At 55.8% G+C, this 19,855-nt stretch carries 16 protein-coding genes and 1 other annotated feature; of the genes, 12 read left to right on the top strand and 4 right to left on the bottom strand.

Features of this window, described 5'->3' with window-relative positions:
- The first annotated feature begins 192 nt into the window (after positions 1–192).
- The 4 genes from Q3F21_RS17385 to Q3F21_RS17370 all read left to right on the top strand — a co-directional run bounded on the left by Q3F21_RS17385 (position 193) and on the right by Q3F21_RS17370 (position 7,369).
- A complete protein-coding gene (locus tag Q3F21_RS17385) occupies positions 193–510 on the top strand; it encodes an antibiotic biosynthesis monooxygenase family protein (RefSeq protein ID WP_340255672.1) in 318 nt (105 codons plus the stop codon).
- A 244-nt stretch (positions 511–754) separates the two neighbouring features.
- Positions 755–2,128 (top strand): aspartate ammonia-lyase, encoded by a 1,374-nt coding sequence (locus Q3F21_RS17380; RefSeq protein WP_340255684.1) that lies wholly within the window; start codon positions 755–757, stop codon positions 2,126–2,128.
- Between the two features lie 83 nt (positions 2,129–2,211).
- Entirely contained in the window at positions 2,212–2,700 is a 489-nt protein-coding gene (locus tag Q3F21_RS17375; RefSeq protein ID WP_340255669.1) for a ferritin-like domain-containing protein, read from the top strand.
- Positions 2,701–2,953: 253 nt separating this feature from the next.
- The gene (locus Q3F21_RS17370; protein ID WP_340255666.1) at positions 2,954–7,369 is read left to right on the top strand and encodes a lamin tail domain-containing protein; all 4,416 of its coding nucleotides are present in this window, start codon (positions 2,954–2,956) and stop codon (positions 7,367–7,369) included.
- 122 nt (positions 7,370–7,491) lie between these two features.
- Here the strand turns inward: Q3F21_RS17370 and Q3F21_RS17365 are convergent, their stop codons facing one another.
- On the bottom strand, positions 7,492–7,851 hold the full coding sequence (locus tag Q3F21_RS17365; protein WP_340255663.1) for a DUF3139 domain-containing protein: 360 nt from the start codon (positions 7,849–7,851) through the stop codon (positions 7,492–7,494).
- 135 nt (positions 7,852–7,986) lie between these two features.
- Here Q3F21_RS17365 and Q3F21_RS17360 point away from each other — a divergent pair, with 135 nt between their 5' ends.
- Positions 7,987–8,823 carry a helix-turn-helix transcriptional regulator gene (locus Q3F21_RS17360; RefSeq protein WP_340255660.1) on the top strand — a complete coding sequence of 279 codons (837 nt, stop codon included), beginning with the start codon at positions 7,987–7,989 and terminating at the stop codon, positions 8,821–8,823.
- 610 nt (positions 8,824–9,433) lie between these two features.
- On the opposite strand, the gene Q3F21_RS17355 is transcribed toward Q3F21_RS17360, so the two are convergent.
- Positions 9,434–11,143: a hypothetical protein gene (locus Q3F21_RS17355; protein WP_340255657.1), complete on the bottom strand. Its 1,710-nt coding sequence runs from the start codon at positions 11,141–11,143 to the stop codon at positions 9,434–9,436.
- A gap of 303 nt (positions 11,144–11,446) precedes the next feature.
- On the bottom strand, positions 11,447–12,433 hold the full coding sequence (gene trpS / locus Q3F21_RS17350) for a tryptophan--tRNA ligase (RefSeq protein ID WP_340255654.1): 987 nt from the start codon (positions 12,431–12,433) through the stop codon (positions 11,447–11,449).
- A gap of 58 nt (positions 12,434–12,491) precedes the next feature.
- Positions 12,492–12,770 (bottom strand) — a binding site (T-box leader).
- Positions 12,771–12,912: 142 nt separating this feature from the next.
- Between trpS and Q3F21_RS17345 the strand changes: the two genes are divergently transcribed.
- The 5 genes from Q3F21_RS17345 to Q3F21_RS17325 all read left to right on the top strand — a co-directional run bounded on the left by Q3F21_RS17345 (position 12,913) and on the right by Q3F21_RS17325 (position 16,831).
- On the top strand, positions 12,913–13,461 hold the full coding sequence (locus Q3F21_RS17345) for an HXXEE domain-containing protein (RefSeq protein ID WP_340255651.1): 549 nt from the start codon (positions 12,913–12,915) through the stop codon (positions 13,459–13,461).
- 136 nt (positions 13,462–13,597) lie between these two features.
- Complete coding sequence (locus Q3F21_RS17340) at positions 13,598–14,896, top strand: ArsR family transcriptional regulator (protein WP_340255648.1); 1,299 nt, start codon at positions 13,598–13,600, stop codon at positions 14,894–14,896.
- Positions 14,897–15,114: 218 nt separating this feature from the next.
- Complete coding sequence (locus tag Q3F21_RS17335; protein WP_003388057.1) at positions 15,115–15,390, top strand: autorepressor SdpR family transcription factor; 276 nt, start codon at positions 15,115–15,117, stop codon at positions 15,388–15,390.
- Positions 15,391–15,395: 5 nt separating this feature from the next.
- Positions 15,396–16,043: an SdpI family protein gene (locus Q3F21_RS17330; RefSeq protein ID WP_340255645.1), complete on the top strand. Its 648-nt coding sequence runs from the start codon at positions 15,396–15,398 to the stop codon at positions 16,041–16,043.
- A complete protein-coding gene (locus Q3F21_RS17325; RefSeq protein WP_340255642.1) occupies positions 16,040–16,831 on the top strand; it encodes a CPBP family intramembrane glutamic endopeptidase in 792 nt (263 codons plus the stop codon). The genes Q3F21_RS17330 and Q3F21_RS17325 overlap by 4 nt, the downstream gene beginning before the upstream one ends.
- A gap of 107 nt (positions 16,832–16,938) precedes the next feature.
- On the opposite strand, the gene Q3F21_RS17320 is transcribed toward Q3F21_RS17325, so the two are convergent.
- The gene (locus Q3F21_RS17320) at positions 16,939–17,193 is read right to left on the bottom strand and encodes a hypothetical protein (protein ID WP_340255639.1); all 255 of its coding nucleotides are present in this window, start codon (positions 17,191–17,193) and stop codon (positions 16,939–16,941) included.
- A 190-nt stretch (positions 17,194–17,383) separates the two neighbouring features.
- Between Q3F21_RS17320 and Q3F21_RS17315 the strand changes: the two genes are divergently transcribed.
- Both Q3F21_RS17315 and Q3F21_RS17310 read left to right on the top strand, forming a co-directional pair.
- On the top strand, positions 17,384–18,613 hold the full coding sequence (locus tag Q3F21_RS17315; RefSeq protein WP_340255636.1) for a hydantoinase/carbamoylase family amidase: 1,230 nt from the start codon (positions 17,384–17,386) through the stop codon (positions 18,611–18,613).
- Between the two features lie 30 nt (positions 18,614–18,643).
- Positions 18,644–19,825 carry an amidohydrolase gene (locus tag Q3F21_RS17310; protein ID WP_340255633.1) on the top strand — a complete coding sequence of 394 codons (1,182 nt, stop codon included), beginning with the start codon at positions 18,644–18,646 and terminating at the stop codon, positions 19,823–19,825.
- Positions 19,826–19,855 lie beyond the last annotated feature (30 nt).

The raw sequence follows: 19,855 nt of genomic DNA, 5'->3' as shown, positions 1-19,855 counted from the left end.
TGCAGCATTGCCAAGCTTGTTTGTATATGGAGCATTTTATTTCTTTACCAACTGAGCGATAGATACGCTGAAGCGCGATCCTGACAGGGCAGAGTCCGCTGCTTTGGTTATTTTGTTGACAATGATAATCTTTATCAATTAAAATAGAGCCACACCATATTTTTCAAATTAGGCGATGAGGAGCGTGGCTTCATGTTTATAGAAACAAAAACGATCACGGTAAAGGAAGGGACCTCCGATCTGGTGGTAAACCGGTTCAGCCAGGCGGGAGAGATCGAAAAGTCCGAAGGCTTCATCGATTTGAGCGTGCTTGTCAAAAAGGTCCGCAGAGGGGACGAGGAAGTGATCGTCATGATCCGCTGGGAATCGGAGGAAGCGTGGAAAAAGTGGGAGACAAGCGAAGCCCATCTGGAGGGACACAGACAGAGCAGAGGCAAGCCAAAGCCGGAGCATGTGATCAGTGTTGAACACGGCGTCTACGATGTGAAAGCGGTCAAGAAAGCAAACTAAAGGAAAAACGCGGGAGCCAAGATGAAACGGCCCGCGTTTTATTTTTTCTGTAGAGCCGTACATCGTCCGCTCGGCTTGTTGCTTTGCGACCTGCATGTTGAGAAAAATCCGTCTCCAGACTGAACATGCGATTATGTCAGAGCGCCCTTGGGGACTGCCGGAAGAGTGGAAAGACAGGCGGCTGGGAACAATAGGGGGTGCATGACAGACCGACCGTGAAGGAGGAGCAAGAGCATTGGACAGCATGTCAGTACGCATCGGAAAAGACTCCCTGGGAGAAGTGAGAATCCCTGCAGACGCTTTGTACGGACCGCAGACGCAGCGCGCCGTTGAAAATTTCCCCATCAGCGGGCTCAGGCTGCCGCGCGCCTTCATCCGTGCGCAGGGATTGATCAAGGCTTCAGCCGCCCACGCCAACATGACTTGCGGTCAGCTGGATGAACGGAAGGCTCGGGCCATCATCAAGGCGGCCGAGGAAGTCATCGAGGGAAAATGGGACGATCAGTTCGTCGTCGACGCCTTTCAGGCGGGGGCGGGGACATCGCAAAACATGAACGCCAACGAGGTGATTGCCAACCGGGCGACACAGCTTTTGGGCGGCGAGATTGAGCACGGGCTGGTACACCCGAACGATGACGTCAACATGGCCCAGTCGACCAATGATACGATCCATGTCGCGATCAACATCGCCGGAGCGGAGCTGGTCCAAAGAGAGCTTTTCCCTGCGCTGGACCGTACGGTAAAAGTCCTGTGGGCCAAGTCCGAGCAATTTATGGAGATCATCAAGGCCGGACGCACGCATCTGCAAGACGCCGTCCCGATCCGCATGGGGCAGGAATTTTCCGGTTACGCGCAAAGCTTTGCCAACACGGCTGAACGCATCCGGCATACGGCGGAGCGGTTGTATGAGATCGGGCTGGGGGGAAACGCCGTCGGTACAGGGATCAATGCCCACCCGCAGTATGCCGAGCGTGCCATCAAGGAAATTGCCAGGCGCACCGGTCTGCCTTTTACCCAGCCGCGCAACCGCTTTGCCTTTATGCAAAATACAGCCGCGGCGCTGGAGGTTCATTCCGCCCTGAAGGAGCTGGCGGTCCACGTCATCAAAGTGACGAGCGACCTGCGGCTTTTGAGCTCCGGTCCACGCACCGGACTGGCGGAGGTACAATTGCCTGCCGTCCAGCCAGGCTCGTCCATCATGCCGGGGAAGGTCAATCCGGTGATACTGGAGATGTCTTATATGGTGGCCGCCCAAGTTATCGGGAACGATGCCACGATGACGGTAGCGGGATGCGGAAGCCAGCTGGAAATCAATGTCATGATGCCGGTGATCGGCTACAACCTGCTGCAGTCAGTCGCCATCATGAGCAATATGCTCGATGTGCTGCGCGAAAAGTGCCTGGAAGGGCTGGAGGCGAACGAGGCCCAATGCGCGAAATGGATGGAGGCCAGCCTTTCCCTGGTGACGGCGCTGAACCCGCTCATCGGATACGACAAGGCGGCAGCTCTGGCCAAGCAAGCTTTTGCGGAGAACAAAACGCTTGTGCAGGTCATCCGGGAGGCGGGGCTGTGGTCCGCGGATATCGAGGAGGCCCTGAGACCGGAAAAAATGGTCTGACATTGTTTTTCGCTGTGGAACATGCTCCTTCATCCAAGTGGGCGAATATCCTGACAGGGAAAAAGCAAAGGAGCCAGGATGACATGAACGGATATTGGCGGGGACCGTACGGCTACGCCACGTATGCGCCGATTCGGCCTGTGTCCATGGACCGCTACGACGACCGTGCAGCTGTCGTGCTTCGGATGATCCAGGAAGGCATCAGCGGCGAGCGCAACGACGAGCTTTTTTACGACTACCTGATCAGTGTCGCGCCGACCCAGCAGGAGAAGAACGTCATCACCAGTATTCGCGATGACGAGCGGAAGCATCGGAGGCTTTTCCGGCAGCTGTATACCCAGTTGGCAGGGCAGCGTCCGGGGGCGATGGAAGAAGGAGAGACATTCCAAAGGCCCGCCAGCTATCTGGAAGGAATCGAGCAGGCGTTGATGGGCGAATTGAAGGCTTTTGAGAAATACCGGACGATCTACCGGTATATTCCCCAGCAGTACCGGGACATCATTTTTGAAATCATGACGGATGAGTTGAAGCATGCCAGCTATTACAATTGGCTGTATGCAAAAAACAAGTGAAGGCTTGCGGGAATCGTGGAGTGTAGGAGCTTCCTTGGCAAAGCTTGCGCGTTCGGAAGAAAGTACGAGCCGGCTGCATCATGAGCTAGGTCCACAGTCATAACCGTCTCAAGCCAGTACATGGGCTTTAGGCGGTTTTTTGCCGGAAACAGGAGGAGTGCGCAAATCTTTGCGTAAAATTTACATAACATTTAGACAAATTCAGTAGAATCAGGATGAAAGCCCGTAAACGAATCGAGGAGGGATGTTCGCGATGAATCCGATGAAGAAAAGGGAGAACCGGAGCTGGCGCCATTTGCTGCTGGCCGCCGTGCTCATGGTCGCGACGGTGCTGCCGCTCGGAATAGCGCCTGCAGCCGAGGCGGCTGTCGCCGAGCACGTGGTCATCAGTGAAATTTACGGAGCTGGCGGGAACAGCGGGGCGCTTTATCAGCACGATTACGTCGAGCTGTACAATCCGGGCGGACAAGCCGTTTCGTTGAACAACTGGTCGATCCAGTACGCCGCCGCGGACAAGGAAAACTGGCTCGTCACACCTTTGTCTGGCAGCATCTCCGCCCACAGCTACTATCTCGTCCGACTGGCGAGCGGCGGAGCCAGCGGAAGTGTTCTGCCGGATGCAGACGCGACCGGCGGGACGAATATCTCCGCTGCGCGGGGGAAAGTAGCGCTGGTCAGTCGCGCGACAGCCCTTTCCGGCAATCCGGTCGCAGACCCGGCCGTCATTGATTTTGTCGGCTACGGAACGGCAAATGCTTTCGAGGGAGCAAGCCCTGCCCCGGCCCCTTCAGCGGCAAAAAGCATTGTGCGGAAGAGCGACGAGACTGGAGTCGTGCCTGGCAAAGGCAGCGCCTGGGATACGAATCAGAACGGCGCCGACTTTCTCGCCTGGGAACCGCAGCCGCAAAACAGCCAAAGCCCTGCGGAGGAGCCGGGCGAAGGCGGCGGGGGGCCAGGGGGCGAGGTGCCCGAGGCCAAGCCGATCGGCGAAGTCCGCACGCTTGCCCAAGGGACGCTCGCTACCGTTCAGGGCGTTGTTACCGCCGCCTTCGAAGCGGGCGGCAGGACGAATGTCTTTTTGCAGGACGAGACAGCCGGCATGGTGGTCCGTGCTGCCGGCCTCGGGAGCGTCGTTCGGATCGGCGATGAGATCAGAGCGACCGGCAGAGTAAACGATTATTACGGATTGCCCCAATTGGAGCCGGCAAACGCAAGCGATGTCGCAATTATTCGGGAAAATCTCGGCCTCAAGCCGCAGGAGGTCATCTCGACGGACTTTAGCCAGGCCAATGGGGAAGGGTTCGAGGCGGAGCTGGTCACGATCAAAAATGTTACGGCAGGGGCGAGGGACAGCAAAGGGAATGTCGCCCTGACCGATCAGCACGGGTCCTTTGTCGCCAAGCCATATGACACATCTTTGCTCAAGCCGGAAGCGTTCTATGAGCGGTTGACCGGCGTCGTCACGTACGATTTCAACGAATACAAGCTGATCCCCCGTTTTGCCGAAGACGTGATCGGCGATGGCGGAGGCCAGCCAGGCGCCCTTCGCATCCGCGACATCCAGGGCAAAGGGCACCGCTCCCCGTATGAAGGAGCCAATGTGTCCCGAGTCGAGGGCATCGTGACAGCGGTGGTGAACGGCGGTTCGGGAACGACCGGCTTTTACATGCAGGACCCTGAGCCGGACAATGATCCTCGCACTTCGGAAGGTATTTACGTGTACGAACCAAATGCAAGCGTCCGGGCCGGAGACAAAGTAGAGGTCAGCGGAACAGTCAAGGAATACGTCAGCAAAAGCCGGGAAGCGACCGATCTGACGCTGACGGAAATCGACGCCGCTTCGGTGGCAGTCAAGGAGAGGAATCAGCCGCTTCCGGCCCCTGTGGTCCTGGGCGAAGGCGATTATCCCTATCCGAAAACGGTAATTGACAATGACAGCTTCTCCGTGTTTGATCCGGAGGAGGATGGCATCGACTTCTGGGAAAGTCTGGAGGGAATGCTCGTTCAGATCGATCAGCCGCGCGTGGTGGGAGCGACGAAAACCTTTACCAATCCGCCCAGCGTAGAATTCGTCATCGTCTCCGACCGGGCGAATCCGGACAAGGAACGGACGGTTGCCGGAGGGATTCCGATCGCGGAAGACAACTACAATCCGGAGCGGATCACCGTCGCCGACAAGCTTGTTTCCGGCGCTCCTGGAGTCAGGGTGGGAGACGCGTTCGCAGGTCCGATCGTCGGCGTGATCGACTACAGCTTTACCAACTTCAAGCTGTACAACACAGAGCCGCTGCCTGCCGTTGTGGACAGCGGATTCGAGCGGGAGGTGACTACGCTTGAGCCGGCAAAAGACCGCTTGCGCATCGCTACGTACAACATCGAGAATTTTTCGGCCAGGGACAAAGCTGAAAAGATCAACGGCATTGCCGACTCCATCGTCCACAATCTGAAGCAGCCTGACATCGTCGGCGTGGTAGAGATGCAGGACAACAGCGGTCCGGAGGATAACGGCGTGACGGATGCCAGCCAGTCCGCACAGACACTGATCGATGCCATCGTGCGCGAGGGAGGAGTCGAATACGGTTACATCGATATCGCTCCCGAGAATAAAAAGGACGGGGGACAACCGGGCGGCAATATTCGCGTCGGCTTTCTCTACAATCCAAAACGGGTAAGTCTGGCGGACCGTCCGGCGGGCGATGCGGTGACAGCCGTACAGGTCGAGTTGGAGCAAGGCAAGGCCCGTCTCTCTCACAACCCCGGACGGATCGACCCGCTCAACCCGGCTTTTCATGAAAGCCGCAAGCCGCTCGCTGTCGAATTTGTCTTTGCCGGCAAGCCGGTGTTTGTCATCGCCAACCACTTTAATTCCAAGGGCGGAGACGATGCGCTGTTTGGCGTGAAGCAGCCGCCCGTACTGGCCAGCGAACAGCAGCGCGTGGAGATCGCCAAGGTCGTCAACGGCTTTGTCAAACGAATCCACGAGGCCGATCCCGAGGCAAACGTAGTCGTGCTGGGAGATCTCAACGATTTTCCATTCTCCCGTCCGCTGCAGGCGCTTGTGGGAGATGAGCTGACCAACATGATCACCACGCTGCCTCTGCGCGAACAGTACACGTACAACTACCAAGGCAACGCCCAGGTGCTCGATCATATCCTCCTGAGCAGCCATCTGTCCGACAAAACAGAGATTGACGTCGTGCACATCAATGCGGACTTTACGAAAGAGCGTGGACGGGTCAGCGATCACGATCCGGTGCTGGTGCAAATCGACTTGTCCGCTTCCGGCCCAAATCCGGGAGACGTTACCCTGGAGCAGCAGAAGGCGTTGAACAGGCAAGCGGCAAAGGAAATACGCGCGGCCACAGATAAAGAAACCATTCTCGGCAAAGTGAAGGATATAGAAAAGAGCCTGCAAAAGCTGATCGGAACAGATACCATCCATCCCGCAGACAAGTGGGCGGCCATCGAAGATACGGTCCAAACCGTACTGAAGGCCGTGGTTGAGCAAACGGACAAAGGAACCGTCGAAAAGAGTGCACTGTCTGCGCTCTCGGCGGACTTCCTGCAGAAGTCGTTCGAGCCTGCCATCCGTTCAGGCGCTTTGGCGGACGCCGAAGCCGGGCGGCAGGCGCTCTTGGCCTTGCAGGCTTTCCTGGAGACAGTCGTCCTGCCGCTGGATGGAGAGGACCGGACGGCCGAATTGCTGGAACAGCTCCAATCCATTTCCGGAACCTTGCTTGAAAAAGCGGGCGCGATCTCCGTGGAGCGGGGCGAGGAGCTGAAGGCCGGAGACGACCAGGTGAAGCTGGTGCTTTCCGTACTCGAAGCACTCGCTGAAGTATTTGGAAAGAAGGCTAAAAAGGTAGGATTCGAACCGTCCTTGTCGATACAAGTACGGAAAGCGGACGAGAAAGCAACCCGTACCGAGGCGGCGGTCACGGTAGCCGGAGAGGTGACGGAACGATTGGCAGCGTTAGAAGCGACTGTTCGCCTGAAAGAGTCCAGCGGAGCTTGGGTGCTGCTGTCAAAAGACGCCATCGACAGCTTCGCGGGCGAGCGCCTGGGCATAACGCTGGAGCCGTCTGATTCTCCGGAAGCGCCTGCCGCTGTCAAGCCGGCAAGCAAAGTATATGCGTGGGGTCTGCAAGCAGGCGGAGAGAGCGTCGAAAGTATGAGCAAAGGCGCTGCCTTGCTGGGAATTCCCGTGGAAGCAGAATCCGCCCGGGATGTGAAGGCGCTTCTCTACAACAACGAAAAATGGCAGACGCTGACAGACAAAAGAGGCAATCCGGCGAGAGTCACCCTGACCCATGATATCGCGGTATTTGCGACGGAAAAGGTCGGACCTCTCGTACTGGGCGAGGAGCGGAAAGAGGAAGAGAAGCCCCCGGTCGTTCGCGCCCTGATCGTCAAGGATCGCAACTACAAGCTAAAGCCCGGCGAGACAGTTCAGCTTGAGGTTACCGCCAATCTGGGCAATGGCGGGAAACACGATGTGACCGCAGACGAACACATTGTGTATGAGTCGGATAATCCGGAGCTTGTCGCTGTCAGTAGCGAAGGCTTGATCGAGGTCGCGGATACGGCAAAGGACAAGGACAGGGCCGTGATCACGATTACTTACGGCGGCAAGTCGGCGAATGTCCAGGTCACCGTAAAAAAGAAATAGTAGGATAGTCAAAAGGATAGTCCCGACGTCGCGTACAGACGGAGGGACTCCTTTTTTAACCGCTTGCGCCGCAACCATCTAGGCGGACCGTTCTTTCCGCAAAGGCTCCTACTGCCACCGGCTCAACTCTGGGAGTCCCGATGCTTCAAGCCAGCTTCGGTCAGCCCGTTCTTTTTGCCTTCTTCCGTGATCCGGCAATCAGCCTGGATAACCTTGTTGTGAGCAAAGTAGATATATTCGACAAAGGGTTCGTCCTGAAACACAACCACTGCAAAAAATGGCGGGAGCTTGACTCCCCATACCCCGGTAACCGATTGGATTTCTTCTGGCTTGTAGCCTTGCTCTTCCACGAGATATTTGGTCACCCTGTGTGCGTAGATCGCTTTGCTGGCCTGAACATAAATGAACGGCGCGAGAAAAAGTCCAATGACCAGAATGATGGAAATGATCGAGCCCGCCTTCGCCAATTTTGTCCTGCCCATGAAGGTCAGCCTCCTTTCGTTCACATGAGCGTTTGTCTAGTGCGCAAGACAATTTGGACAATTTTCGCGAGGTGTGATAGAAATGGGGGAGAGACCCATTATACAGGAAAAATGGAGAAATGAGGAGGAGGCAGGATGACGGACAATCACAACCAATCGCGCAGGGAAACGGTCACGCGTGTCATCGGCGCCATGCACGATCAGATGGGCGACTCCTCCACCACACTGAATAAGCTGGCGAAAATCGCGATGTACAGCCCGTTCCATTTTGACCGCATGTTCAGGTCGGTCACCGGCGTGCCGCCCCGTCAGTTTTTGGCTGCCCTCCGGCTTGACCGGGCCAAGGAGTACCTGGCGACGAGCGATTTGCCCATTACCGAGATCGGACAGCGGGTCGGGTACAGCAGCTTTGGCACGTTTTCTACCCGTTTCGCCAAGCTGGTCGGCATCTCGCCGCAAAAATTCCGCCAGCATATGGATGTATGCAAGGAACGCGTGCAGAAGCATTACACAAAAGAGGAGAAAGCCGTCCGATCTCCAGCGCCTCCGGCCGGCATCAGCGGAAGGGTGGAGGCCCCTGACGGCTTTGACGGCTTGATCTGCATCGGCCTGTTTTCCAAGCCCATTCCCATGGGTGCGCCCAAAACCTGCACCATGGTGTTCCGGTCCGGCTCCTTCTGGCTGCCCCCGGTTCCGGACGGGACATATTACCTGATGGCAGCCGCGTTCACCTGGGATGAACCTCTGATGGAGTACTTCCTGCCCCGCAACAATTTGCGAGGAAAGGCCGCGGGAGCCGTTCGCGTGAAAGACGGGCAGGCTTTTGGCGACACCCGCATTTTTCTGCGGCCTCCCAAAGTGTATGATCCCCCTGTGCTCGTCTCCTTGCCGCTTTTGATCACCCGATTTTTGGACGAGGCCGAGCGGCTGTCCGACAGCGGAAACAGGCAAGAGGTCATCGGCACCATCTAAGCTTGGAGAAAGTGGATACGAACCCCGAGCCAACAGCGCAAACTGGAAGAAGCCCCCACTGCTTCCTTCTGCTACGATGAGTGCAGAAGAAAAGCAAAGGAGGCAGCAGCATGCCAAGAGTGAGTCATTTTGAACTGGAGACGACAAACTCGGAGCAGACCATCCAATTTTACAGTAATTGCCGATTGAAAGCCCACGGTTTTCATCGTGGGATGAAAGACGGCTTTGCCCGAACATCCCTTCATGGGATGGGCAGGGCAAACCTGATTTGGTATAATCAGGATATGCTCTTTGAGCCGTCAAGCAAAAGACGTTAAAACAATCATCGCTCTTTCAAAACAGCATACATATGGGGTTGCTCAAGCGAATCTTCTTGAGCGTAAAATGTATGAAGTCGTCAAGAACAAGACGCTAAAACATTTGTAAGAGCAAACCTGTGGCAGATGGTAACAGTCTGCCAGCCTACGGAGCTATATGCTCTGCCGTGGGACGGGCTGATGAGACAGCCCTGAACTTGGGGGAACTACGGATAGCAGAAATGCACTTCCGACTACCACCTAAGAATCCCACTGATACCGAAGGTTTCAGTGCGGCTTTAGCCGTGGGAGTCTCAATCTTTTGCCCCCTTCCAATACTCATAAGCATGAACCGCATTCCCCGTGTAAGCCGGATGCTCGGCTAAAATCCCGGACAGCATATCCAGCTGCCGTCGCATCTCTGCCTTTCCTTCCTCGTGAAAAGAGACATAATCCCCCTCGCCGCTCTTTTTCATCTCGACCGCGATGATCAGCTCCTTGCCGAGTTCATTGGCAAAACGCACCTCGTCCTGAACAATGGCGGCGATCCCCCCCGGTCCCTCGGCCCGGTCGCGGAAAGCCATCAACGTAATGTGATCGTGCTGCTCAATCATCCACTTGCTGAAAGACATATCGGGATCGCCCGGCACATGAAAACGGTCCAGCCAGACGGCAAGGTCGCTGCTGGTTGCAAGGCTGCCGCCCTCCTTGCTTTCGCTCACGAACGCTTCGATATTGGCCATCCACTGCTTCAGCACACCCTCAGGGTCTTCCCGCCAGAGGGGGAGGACATACGGCTCGATGTCCAGGTGAATGCCGCGGAACTGCTCCTGTGGCGCGGCGCTCCTGTTGTAGGCTTTCACGTAGCGGACCAGCTTCAGCATCCGCTCCCTGCCAGCTTCCAGCGCCCAGATCGGGTGGCCGCCCATCGCGTGGACCTCGATGCCGGCATCAGCCGCTTTCCCCACCAGCTCACGGTATGCCTCGAAGGGCTGTTCCAGGTCGAGCCGGACATACAGCAGGTTGATGCCTTCCTGTTTGGCAAAGGAAAGGATCTCATCCGCTTGGGAGATGGCTACGTCCGCATGCCAGACATAGGTGCCGAGCAATGGCTTGTCATGGGTGGGCGGCTGGATGGGGGGTGTTTCCGTTTCGCCCAGGCTCTTCCAGTAGCGGTAGTCGTGAATGGCGGTGCCGGCGAACGAAGGATGCTCGCCCAGCCGTTCGGCCACCAGGTCAAGCTGACGGTCCATAGCCTCAGGCCCTTCTTCGAAAAAAGAGGTGTGCCGCTGGCCAGGCATCTCCTTCGCGTTTACCGCGACCAGAACCTGCTTTCCGAGAGCGTCCGCTATGCCAAGCTCGTCTTTTACCAACGCCTCAATCCCGTTGGGTCCATCGACACTGTCCCGGTAGGCCATCAAGGTGACGTGGTCGAATGAATCGATCATCCACTCGCTCAGAGTTGTACCCGGAATGCCTGGTACCGGGGTATCGTCAAACCAGACGGCGAGATCGGCGCTTGCCTCCAGCCCGGGCTCCCTATTGGCCTGCTCGACGAACGCTTTCATGTTGGCCGTCCATTGCCTCAGCACCTCTGCCTGGTCGCTGCTCCATTCAGGCAGGAGATAGGGCTCGATGTCGAGATGGACGCCATCGATTCGCTCCGTGACGTCGGCCCCGCTATTGTAGCGTGATACCCAATCCAGCAAACCCAGCATGCGTTCGCGGTGGCCGGCAAGCGCCCAAGCAGGATGGCCTCCCAAAGCGTGCACCTTGATGCCGGCTGCGTGCGCCTCTTTGATGAACGGGTGATAATAGGCGAACGGTTTTTGCCTGTCGATGCGGAGATAGATGGTGGTGATGCCGTTTTGCTCGGCAAAGCCGAGAATGTCCTGGCGCTTGGCATCGATCAGCTCTGCTTGCCAGATCCAGGTCGCTTTTTTCGGTTTGTCGGGAGAGGAAAAGCCGAAGAGAATACTTGCAGTTGCACAGAGTAGCACATACAAGAACCGAGACTGTTTCATATTCTTTGTTCCTCCATCAAAAAATGCGTCGTGGGCTTTTCGCCAAGCGATGTTTTTGAAAGTGTCGCCGAAACGAAGAAACGTCCAGGCGACAAATTTTTTCCATCGTAGTACAGGGAGGCAATCGCTCACAAGCACATAAAAGACTAGTTTCTTGTGAAAAAGAACCCAAACGGCGAACGGAACAAAAAAACAGGGCCGCCCCTCCCAGATCGCCGCAACAGCAGTCGCGGCAAAGGAAAAAGGGGACAGCCCCGCATGAGCATGCGCCAATTCGGTTGTGTAGTACGGAAAATTGGTCTATTACAGACGGGCCATGCCCATCGCTTTCTCTACCTTGTACAGCGTTTCATTTGCCACATCGGCTGCTTTTTCGGCTCCGGCCGAGAGAATATCATCCAGCTCGGGGGAACCAAACAGCTCGTGGAAGCGGTCCTGGATCGGTTTCAGCGTTTGGACCACCACTTCGGCCAGATCCGTTTTGAACGCTCCGTATCCTTTGCCCTCATACATCGCTTCCAGCTCCTTGATCGATTTGCCGGAGCAGAGGGAATAGATCGTCAACAGATTGGAGATCGCCGGTTTGTTCTCTTTGTCAAAGCGGATCGAGCCTTCGGAGTCCGTCTGCGCCCGTTTCACCTTTTTAACGATGGTGTCGGGATCGTCCAGCATGGAGATGTATCCGCCCTGGTTGGGGTCGGACTTGCTCATCTTTTTGGTGCCGTCCTGCAGCGACATGATGCGGGCGCCTACCTCGGCTACGCGGATGTCCGGGATTTTGAAGATCTCGCCGTAGCGGTTGTTGAAGCGGGTTGCCAGGTCGCGGGTCAGCTCCAGGTGCTGCTTCTGATCCTCGCCGACAGGGACGAAATCGGTGTTGTACAAGAGGATGTCGGCTGCCATCAACGGCGGATAAGCCAAAAGGCCGCCCGGGATCGACTCGCCCCGTCCCGACGCTTTGTCCTTGAACTGTGTCATGCGCTCCAGCTCTCCGACATAAGAGGTGCAAAGCATGATCCAGCAGAGCTTGGCATGGGCAGGGACCTCGGATTGAATAAACAGAGTCACTTTTTCAGGGTCCAGGCCGACAGCCAGATAGAGGGCGGCCAGACGGCGGACATTTTCCTTCAGTACGGCAGGTTCTTGCGGCACGGTGATCGCGTGCTGATCGACGATGCAGTAAAAACAGTTGAATTCGTCCTGCAGCGGCACGAAATGCTTCATCGCTCCAAGATAGTTGCCCAGCGTGAGGATGCCGCTCGGCTGAATACCGGAAAAAATCGTCTTCATCTCAACATTTCTCTCCTTTCAAAATGGGAACGAAAATAAAAAAGGTCCATTCGTCCGAAATAGGGACGAATGAACCGTGGTGCCACCCTTGTTATTCCATGCAAACACAAATCATGCCTGCGTGGAATCTCTTTACCCGTACCAGTGATACGGTGTCCGTTGTAACGTGCGGACGGATCACGCCAGAGCCTACTGCCAGTATGCCGGATTTGCCGGTACGCCGGGTTCGGTCTGGAGCTCGGAAGCCCATTCAACATCCATTTGACACTGATTCGCACCAGCCATCAGCTCTCTTGAGTCTCCTGTGATGTCTACTCTTCTTCCTCATCGCCAAATTGTCATCCTTTGAGGAGTTATTTTACTCGCAACCGAAAAAAAAATCAACCGGATTGTTGACAGCAGGATTCATCAGGTATAAAACTAACTCATAAGTTATATAACTCAAAAGTTAGTTTTTAAGGAGTGAAGGGGGAATGGACATGATTGCGTGGCTTGATTCCATATGGGAGCTCTCCGACGTTTTATGGCTGCTGCCGATCGCTTTTATTTGCCATGATCTGGAGGAGATCATCACTGTAGAAAAATGGCTGGCCGGAAACAGAGAACGAGTGGTCAGCAAGCTCCCGCCCAAAGCTGTCCGTTTTTTGGAGTCGTCCCTGTCGATGAATACCGCACAGTTTGCTGCCGCCGTGGCTTGTATCTTTCTCGTCATCTCCAGCGCTACGTTATTGGCAGCGACAACGCTGTCGACAGGTGTCTTTTTGCCCTTTTATCTAGTCTGCGTACATGTCATGTTCCTGCATGTCTTTACTCATTTGGGCCAGTCGTTCTCGGTGAAAAGCTATACTCCCGGAGTTGTGACGGCTGTATTGGTCGTCTTGCCGTATTCCTTGTACGCCTATTATCGCTTGCTCGCCTCGGGAACGGTCAGCTGGGAGCTGTTGTTTTCCACCCTGCCGTTTGTCCTCTTGATCATTCCGGTTTTATTCTCAGCTCATTGGCTAGGTGTGCACTTGGTGAAGAAATAGGCGATAACCTATATCCTATATCCATTGTTTATTGTTCATTGTGCATTGTTCTCTGACCTGATTCCCTCCCCGCCGTAAATTTGCTATGGTAGTAAGAAGAACGAAGAAGACTGCCAGCACGAAAGAGGGAGCTTACTTGAAGCTGCGTTTGGGGATAATGGGAGCCGATGATTCACTGGATATCATCCGTACCGTCGTAAATGACTATGCCGAGATCGAATGTCTCCCCATCGTCTATTGGACGGAAGAGGAAATTTTTGACTTGCTGCTGCCGCATGTGGACCAAGCGGACATGTGGCTGTTTTCCGGTCAGGTGCCGTACGCCATGGTAAAGGAATGGGGCAGGATCAAGACCCCGATGGCCTATGTTCCGCATATCGGCGCCAGCCTGTACCGGACACTGCTTCATATTTCTCACGAGAAAAGCATTTCTGTCAGCGAGCTCAGCTTTGATACGTTTCCGCCTGACGAGTTTTCCCGTTTGCTGGAGGAGGCGGGCCTGTCCACTTCGCAAACCTTCCTGAAATCGTACGCGGGAGCGATACACGCGAGCGAACTGGCAGATTACCACGAGGCGCTGTGGAGGGAAGGGAAAACGAAAGCCGCTGTCACTTGCCTGCGAACGGCCCAACTGGAACTGGAGAGGCGCGGGGTGCCGGTTTACCGCGTGCTCCCGACCCGCGCAGGCGTAGAGGCTGTTCTCAGCATGCTGCTTCGGACCTACGAGATGCTTCAGTTCAAGGATACGCAGATTGCCGTCCAGATGATGGAGATCGACTCGCTTAGAGGCTTGACCAGCGGAACGTTCTCCACAGACGAACTGTACAATCTGGAGATCAAATCGACGGAAAAGCTGTTGCGCTACGCAAAGCAGCTGCAAGGCTCCTTGAAGGTCGCCGGGCCGGGCCGCTACGTCATTTTTACGACGCGAGGCATCCTGAGGGACTTTACCCATGACTTTGTCGCGGCCCCCCGCCTGGAAGAGCTGTCGGGCATCCAGGACGAGATGGTCACCTGCGGCATCGGAATCGGCAAGACGGCCTATGAAGCGGAAATCCACGCGGGAACGGCGCTGCTTCACGCCAAGGAGAGCGGGCCGGGCTCCTGGATGGTTTTCTTTGACGACAAGCGAATCGCCGGACCGCTGGGAAAAACCGAGCAAATCACGTTCAGCGGCGCGTCCGGTCAGCTGCAGGAGATCAGCCGGCAGACGTCGCTTAGCGTTCAGACGCTGAGCAAGCTCCAATCGATTTTGAAGAAGCGCGGATCAGCCGAAATCAACGCCCACGAGCTGGCCATGCATATGAAAATCTTGCCGCGCAGCGCCCGCCGCATCCTGATCGAACTGGAGTCGAAGGGCATTGCCACCGTCGTCGGAGAAGAGAGTCCGCATCCGCGAGGCAGGCCGCGAAAGGTGTATCGGATCGAGCTTTGACAGGGGAGCTGCTTGGATCGGAAATCGGAACGAGCATAGGCCAAGCAAGGCATTCCCATACCTGAAACGGAAAACAAAAATGCGATGCCATTTCTTCGAGAAGCAAGGCAGAGGTTGACAGCTTCCGAGGAATGGCATATTTTAAAAATAGATATTTAGATGATTGTCTAAATATCTAACAATAGAAAGCTTATGTTCCCAAAAAAGGTCGTGGTTTTGTGAATGATACCTTTAAAGCGCTGGCTGACCCAACGCGTCGACAAATCATCCGGCTATTGAAGGAGAGAGACATGACAGCGGGCGAAATCGCCGATCACTTTGCCATGACAAAGCCCAGCATCTCCCATCATCTCAGTTCACTGAAACAGGCGAAGCTGATTTTGGATGAGCGGCAGGGACAGAACATCGTGTACTCCCTGAATACGACAGTAGTGCAGGATGTCATGGGCTGGTTTTTGGAGATTATTGGGGACCGAAAACCCGAGAAGGAGTGAAAGGCATGAATCAAGCGATCAGTATCGTTATCCTGTTGGTACCCATCCTCATCGGATTGTTTACGTATAAGGACTTGCCCGAGCAGATGGTGATCCACTTTGGCCCGGGCGGGGAGCCGGATGGCTTTCAAAGCAAAGGAACGTTTTTTTTGATCTACACTCTGATCAGCATCGTGATTTTTGCGATCAGTATGTATGTGCACAAAATCGATCCGAAAAAGCACAATTACGAGAAATTCGAGAAAGCCTACGGCATCATCCGTTTGCTAACCGTCCTGATATTGAGCGCAGCCTTCAGCCATCTATTGGCTTATAACCTCGGAATGCGCGCGATCGGCGCGGACGTTTTCGCCAATCTGATCATCGGGGTTCTCTGGCTCGTAATCGGAAACTATTTGCCGCAGGTGAGAAGCAACTATTTTATCGGAATCAAAACGCCGTGGACGCTGGCCAGCGAGGAGGTGTGGCGCAAAACCCACCGCATGTCGGGTCCGCTCTGGGTGCTCGCCGGACTGTTCGCGATCCTGTCGGCGTTCCTTCCCTTCATGCGTGAAGGGGGCTGGCCGTTGCTGGTCGTGATTGGACTTTCTGTCGGAGTGCCGGTCATCTACTCTTATCTGGCGTATCGCAGGCTGGGGGGGACAGAAGGATGAAAAATGCAGACAAGTACGGCAACCCCTCCTACGGCAAAGCATATCTGACCCTGTTTCTTGCCGGCCTGGTCGGGGTGATTGCGCTCGTTCCCACATCCGTAAGGCAGCTTCAACATGTGCCCGGATTGCCTGACATCCCGGTACCGGTACTCGCAATTCTGTCCATGCTCCAGCCTTTGGTCCTGCTCGCGATTGCGGTCGCTGTGGGAACATGGCTGGCTCCCCGGGTCGGGCTGACATCGCTCCTCGCCGATAAGACGACAAAAGGAGAGCCGCTCTGGAACCGGCTGCGTCCGCAAATGCCCGCTGCCCTCGCCTTCGGGCTCGTCGCCGCAGTTATTTTGCCGCTGCTCGACATTTTCTTTCAACCTTGGCTGCCTGCAAGCCTGACGAGCGCAGCGCCCCCGAGAGATCTCTCCTTTACCGTCAGCGCCATGCTGTACGGTGGCATCACGGAAGAATTGCTGCTGCGCTGGGGCATGATGCCGCTCTTGGCATGGATCGGCTGGCGCCTGTTCCAGCGCAGGAGGGCCGTGCCCGGAGCAGCCGTTATGGTGACGGCCATTGTCATTAGCGCTCTGCTGTTTGGCGCAGGGCACCTGGGAGCGGTGTCCGTCCTCGCTCCGCTTACACCCGTGCTGATCATCCGCACCATCCTATTGAATGCCGCAGGCGGAATCCTGTTCGGCTGGCTGTTCTGGAAGCACAGCCTGGAAGCCGCAATGGTCGCCCACGCCTCCGCGCATGTGGTGATGACCCTGGTGACGATATTGCTCCAACTGTTCTGATACCTGTAAACGTTCCAAAATGGATATGAAATTGAGCAACAAAAGGTATCCCAAAACGGGATGCCTTTTCCATTTCAATTGAATCATGCATTTCCAATCTAAATCTTTTACTCCATTGATCTGCCCAAAAAAGCCTGAATAACCCAGAAGGCTGTAGAGATGAAAACGGAGAAAAACAGCGAAGGGTCTTTGGGACACCCGCCCAGGCTCCCTGGCAAAAGCGGAACGTTTTTGGCGGCCAACTTGAAAGGCTCCCGGGAACTGCTGCTTTTGGACGCGTTCCGCTTTTGCCAGGGGGGCCGGACAGCAGTAGCCCCCAGCAGGTGTCCCACCGAACCCAGAGCGTTTTTCTCCGTTTTCATCTCTCCACCAAAGCCCGATTTACCGCATTTTTTTATCAGAGCTGATGTAGAGTAAACCCAAAACACCGGAAGCCATTTCCAATAAACCCCAAAAAATTTTCCTCTTTTCAAAATTGGCAGACTATTATATAATTATGGACACAACCGTAAATCAACCGTTAATAGCCTAAAGAAAACGAGGTGAGAACGTATGATCAATCCGGACAGACTGTGGGATCGATTAATGCGTTTGAGTGACATCGGCAAACAAGAGTCGGGCGGAATCACCAGACTTTCCTTTACACCGGAGGAAAGAGCTGCAAAGAATCTCGTTCGCGGTTTCATGCTTGAAGCAGGACTTGCCGTTCGGGAAGACGAGGTAGGCAATTTGATCGGCCGCAAGGAAGGCCGCAATTCGCAGGCGCCCGTCGTGCTGGTCGGTTCGCATCTCGACTCCGTATTCAACGGGGGAAACTTCGACGGCCCGCTCGGGGTCCTGGCTGGCGTGGAGATTCTGCACGCGATGAACGAGCAAGGCGTCCTGACGGGACATCCCATCGAAGTGATTGCCTTTACCGATGAAGAGGGGACGCGCTTCAGCTATGGCATGATCGGAAGCCGCGGCATCGCCGGCATATTGGAGAGAAGCGAGCTTGAACAGCTCGACAAGGACGGCATCTCGATTGCGGAGGCGATGAGGCAAAACGGCCTTGACCCGGACGCGATCGGCAAGGCGGCTCGGCCGAAAGGAAGCGTCAAAGCATACGTTGAGCTACATATTGAGCAGGGGAAAGTGCTGGAGAGCCGCAATCTGTCGGTCGGAGTGGTCAGCGGGGTGGCCGGTCCCCTGTGGGTGAAGTTCATCCTGGAGGGAGAAGCCGGACACGCGGGAGCCACGCCGATGACGCTTCGCCGGGATCCGCTTGCGGCGGCGGCCGAGATCATGCTGGCGATCGAGCAGGAAGCGGGCAAGACGGGCACGGCCGTCGGCACGGTAGGACAGCTGCAGGTATTCCCCGGCGGGGTAAACATCATCCCGGGCAGAGTCGAGTTTTCGCTCGATCTTCGCGATGTGGATCAAGCCGTGCTTGACCGTGTTGAAAGCGGAATTGTCAGACTTGCCAAGCAAATTTGCGAAAAGCGCGGCATTAAGCTCGCTGTCGAGCTGTTGCAGCGCATACCTCCGGTCGTCTGCTCGGAAGAGATTCAGCAGGCGGCGAGGGACGCTTGCGAGTCGCTTGGCTTCGAACCGTTTACGATGCCGAGCGGCGCCGGACATGATTGCATGCAGCTGACCGGCCTCTGTCCGGTTGGCATGATATTTGCCCGCTCCCAAAAGGGCATCAGCCACAATCCGGCTGAATATACCACCAAGGAAGACTGTGCAGACGGGGCCAATGTGCTGTACCGGACGGTTCTGTCGCTCGCCGCGAAGGCGTAGGAGCACACAATAACGGGGAGGCGTATCAAAATGACAACGACAGCGACACTCAATCAGGAAGCCGAACAGATCAAGGAGCAGGTAATCGCGTGGAGGCGCTATTTGCACCAAAATCCCGAGCTTTCGTTTCACGAGAAAAAGACGGCGCAGTTTGTCTACGACACGCTCGTTTCTTTCGGAAACCTGGAAGTCTCCAGACCGACAAAGACAAGCGTGATGGCACGGCTGATCGGTTCCCAGCCAGGGCGCGTCCTGGCCATGCGCGCCGACATGGACGCCCTGCCGATCACCGAGGAGAACACCTTTGACTTTGTCTCCAAAAATCCCGGCGTGATGCACGCTTGCGGGCACGACGGCCACACGGCGATGCTGCTCGGCACGGCGAAAATCCTCTCGGGGCTGAAAGACCGGATCAAAGGAGAGGTCCGCTTCCTGTTCCAGCACGCGGAGGAGCTGTTCCCCGGAGGGGCGGAGGAAATGGTGCAGGCCGGCGTCATGGACGGCGTGGACATGGTCATCGGTACACACCTGTGGGCTCCGCTGGACTTTGGCAAAGTAGGCATTTGCCCAGGGCCGATGATGGCCTCGCCCGATACCTTTTACATCACCGTCGCCGGAAAGGGCGGACATGCCGCGCTGCCGCATCAGACGGTCGACAGCATTGCCATTGCGGCACAGGTGGTTACCAACCTGCAGCACATCGTCTCCCGCAATACCGATCCGCTGGACAATCTCGTCATTTCCGTCACCCAGTTTATTGGCGGAACGACGCACAATGTCATTCCCGGCTCGGTCAGCATCTGCGGGACTGTCCGAAGCTTTGACCAACAGCTTCGCGATTCCGTTCCGGCCCTGATGGAGCGCGTCGTCAAGGGGATTACGGAAGCGCATGGGGCTGCTTACGAATTCAAATACGAATACGGCTACCGTCCCGTCATCAACGACGAGGAAGTGACCCGCCTGATGGAAGACATCGTCGCGGAGACGCTGGGCGGGGAATGGGTCGACCACATGAAGCCCAATATGGGTGGCGAGGACTTCTCGGCATTCCAGCAAAAAGCGCCGGGCTGCTTCTTTTACGTAGGCGCGGGCAACCAGGAGAAGGGGATCGTCTATCCGCACCACCATCCGCGCTTCACTGTCGATGAAGATGCGCTGGAGGTAGGCGTGAAAATCTTTGTCAACGCCGCCCGCAAAATCGTCATGGCCTAGCAGAAAGAAAAAACCGGATGTTCCGAAAAA

The organism is Brevibacillus borstelensis, from assembly GCF_037834415.1.
Classification (GTDB): domain Bacteria; phylum Bacillota; class Bacilli; order Brevibacillales; family Brevibacillaceae; genus Brevibacillus; species Brevibacillus borstelensis_A.
Note: the sequence above shows the minus strand (reverse complement) of the source record. Positions and strands in the feature narration are given on the sequence as shown.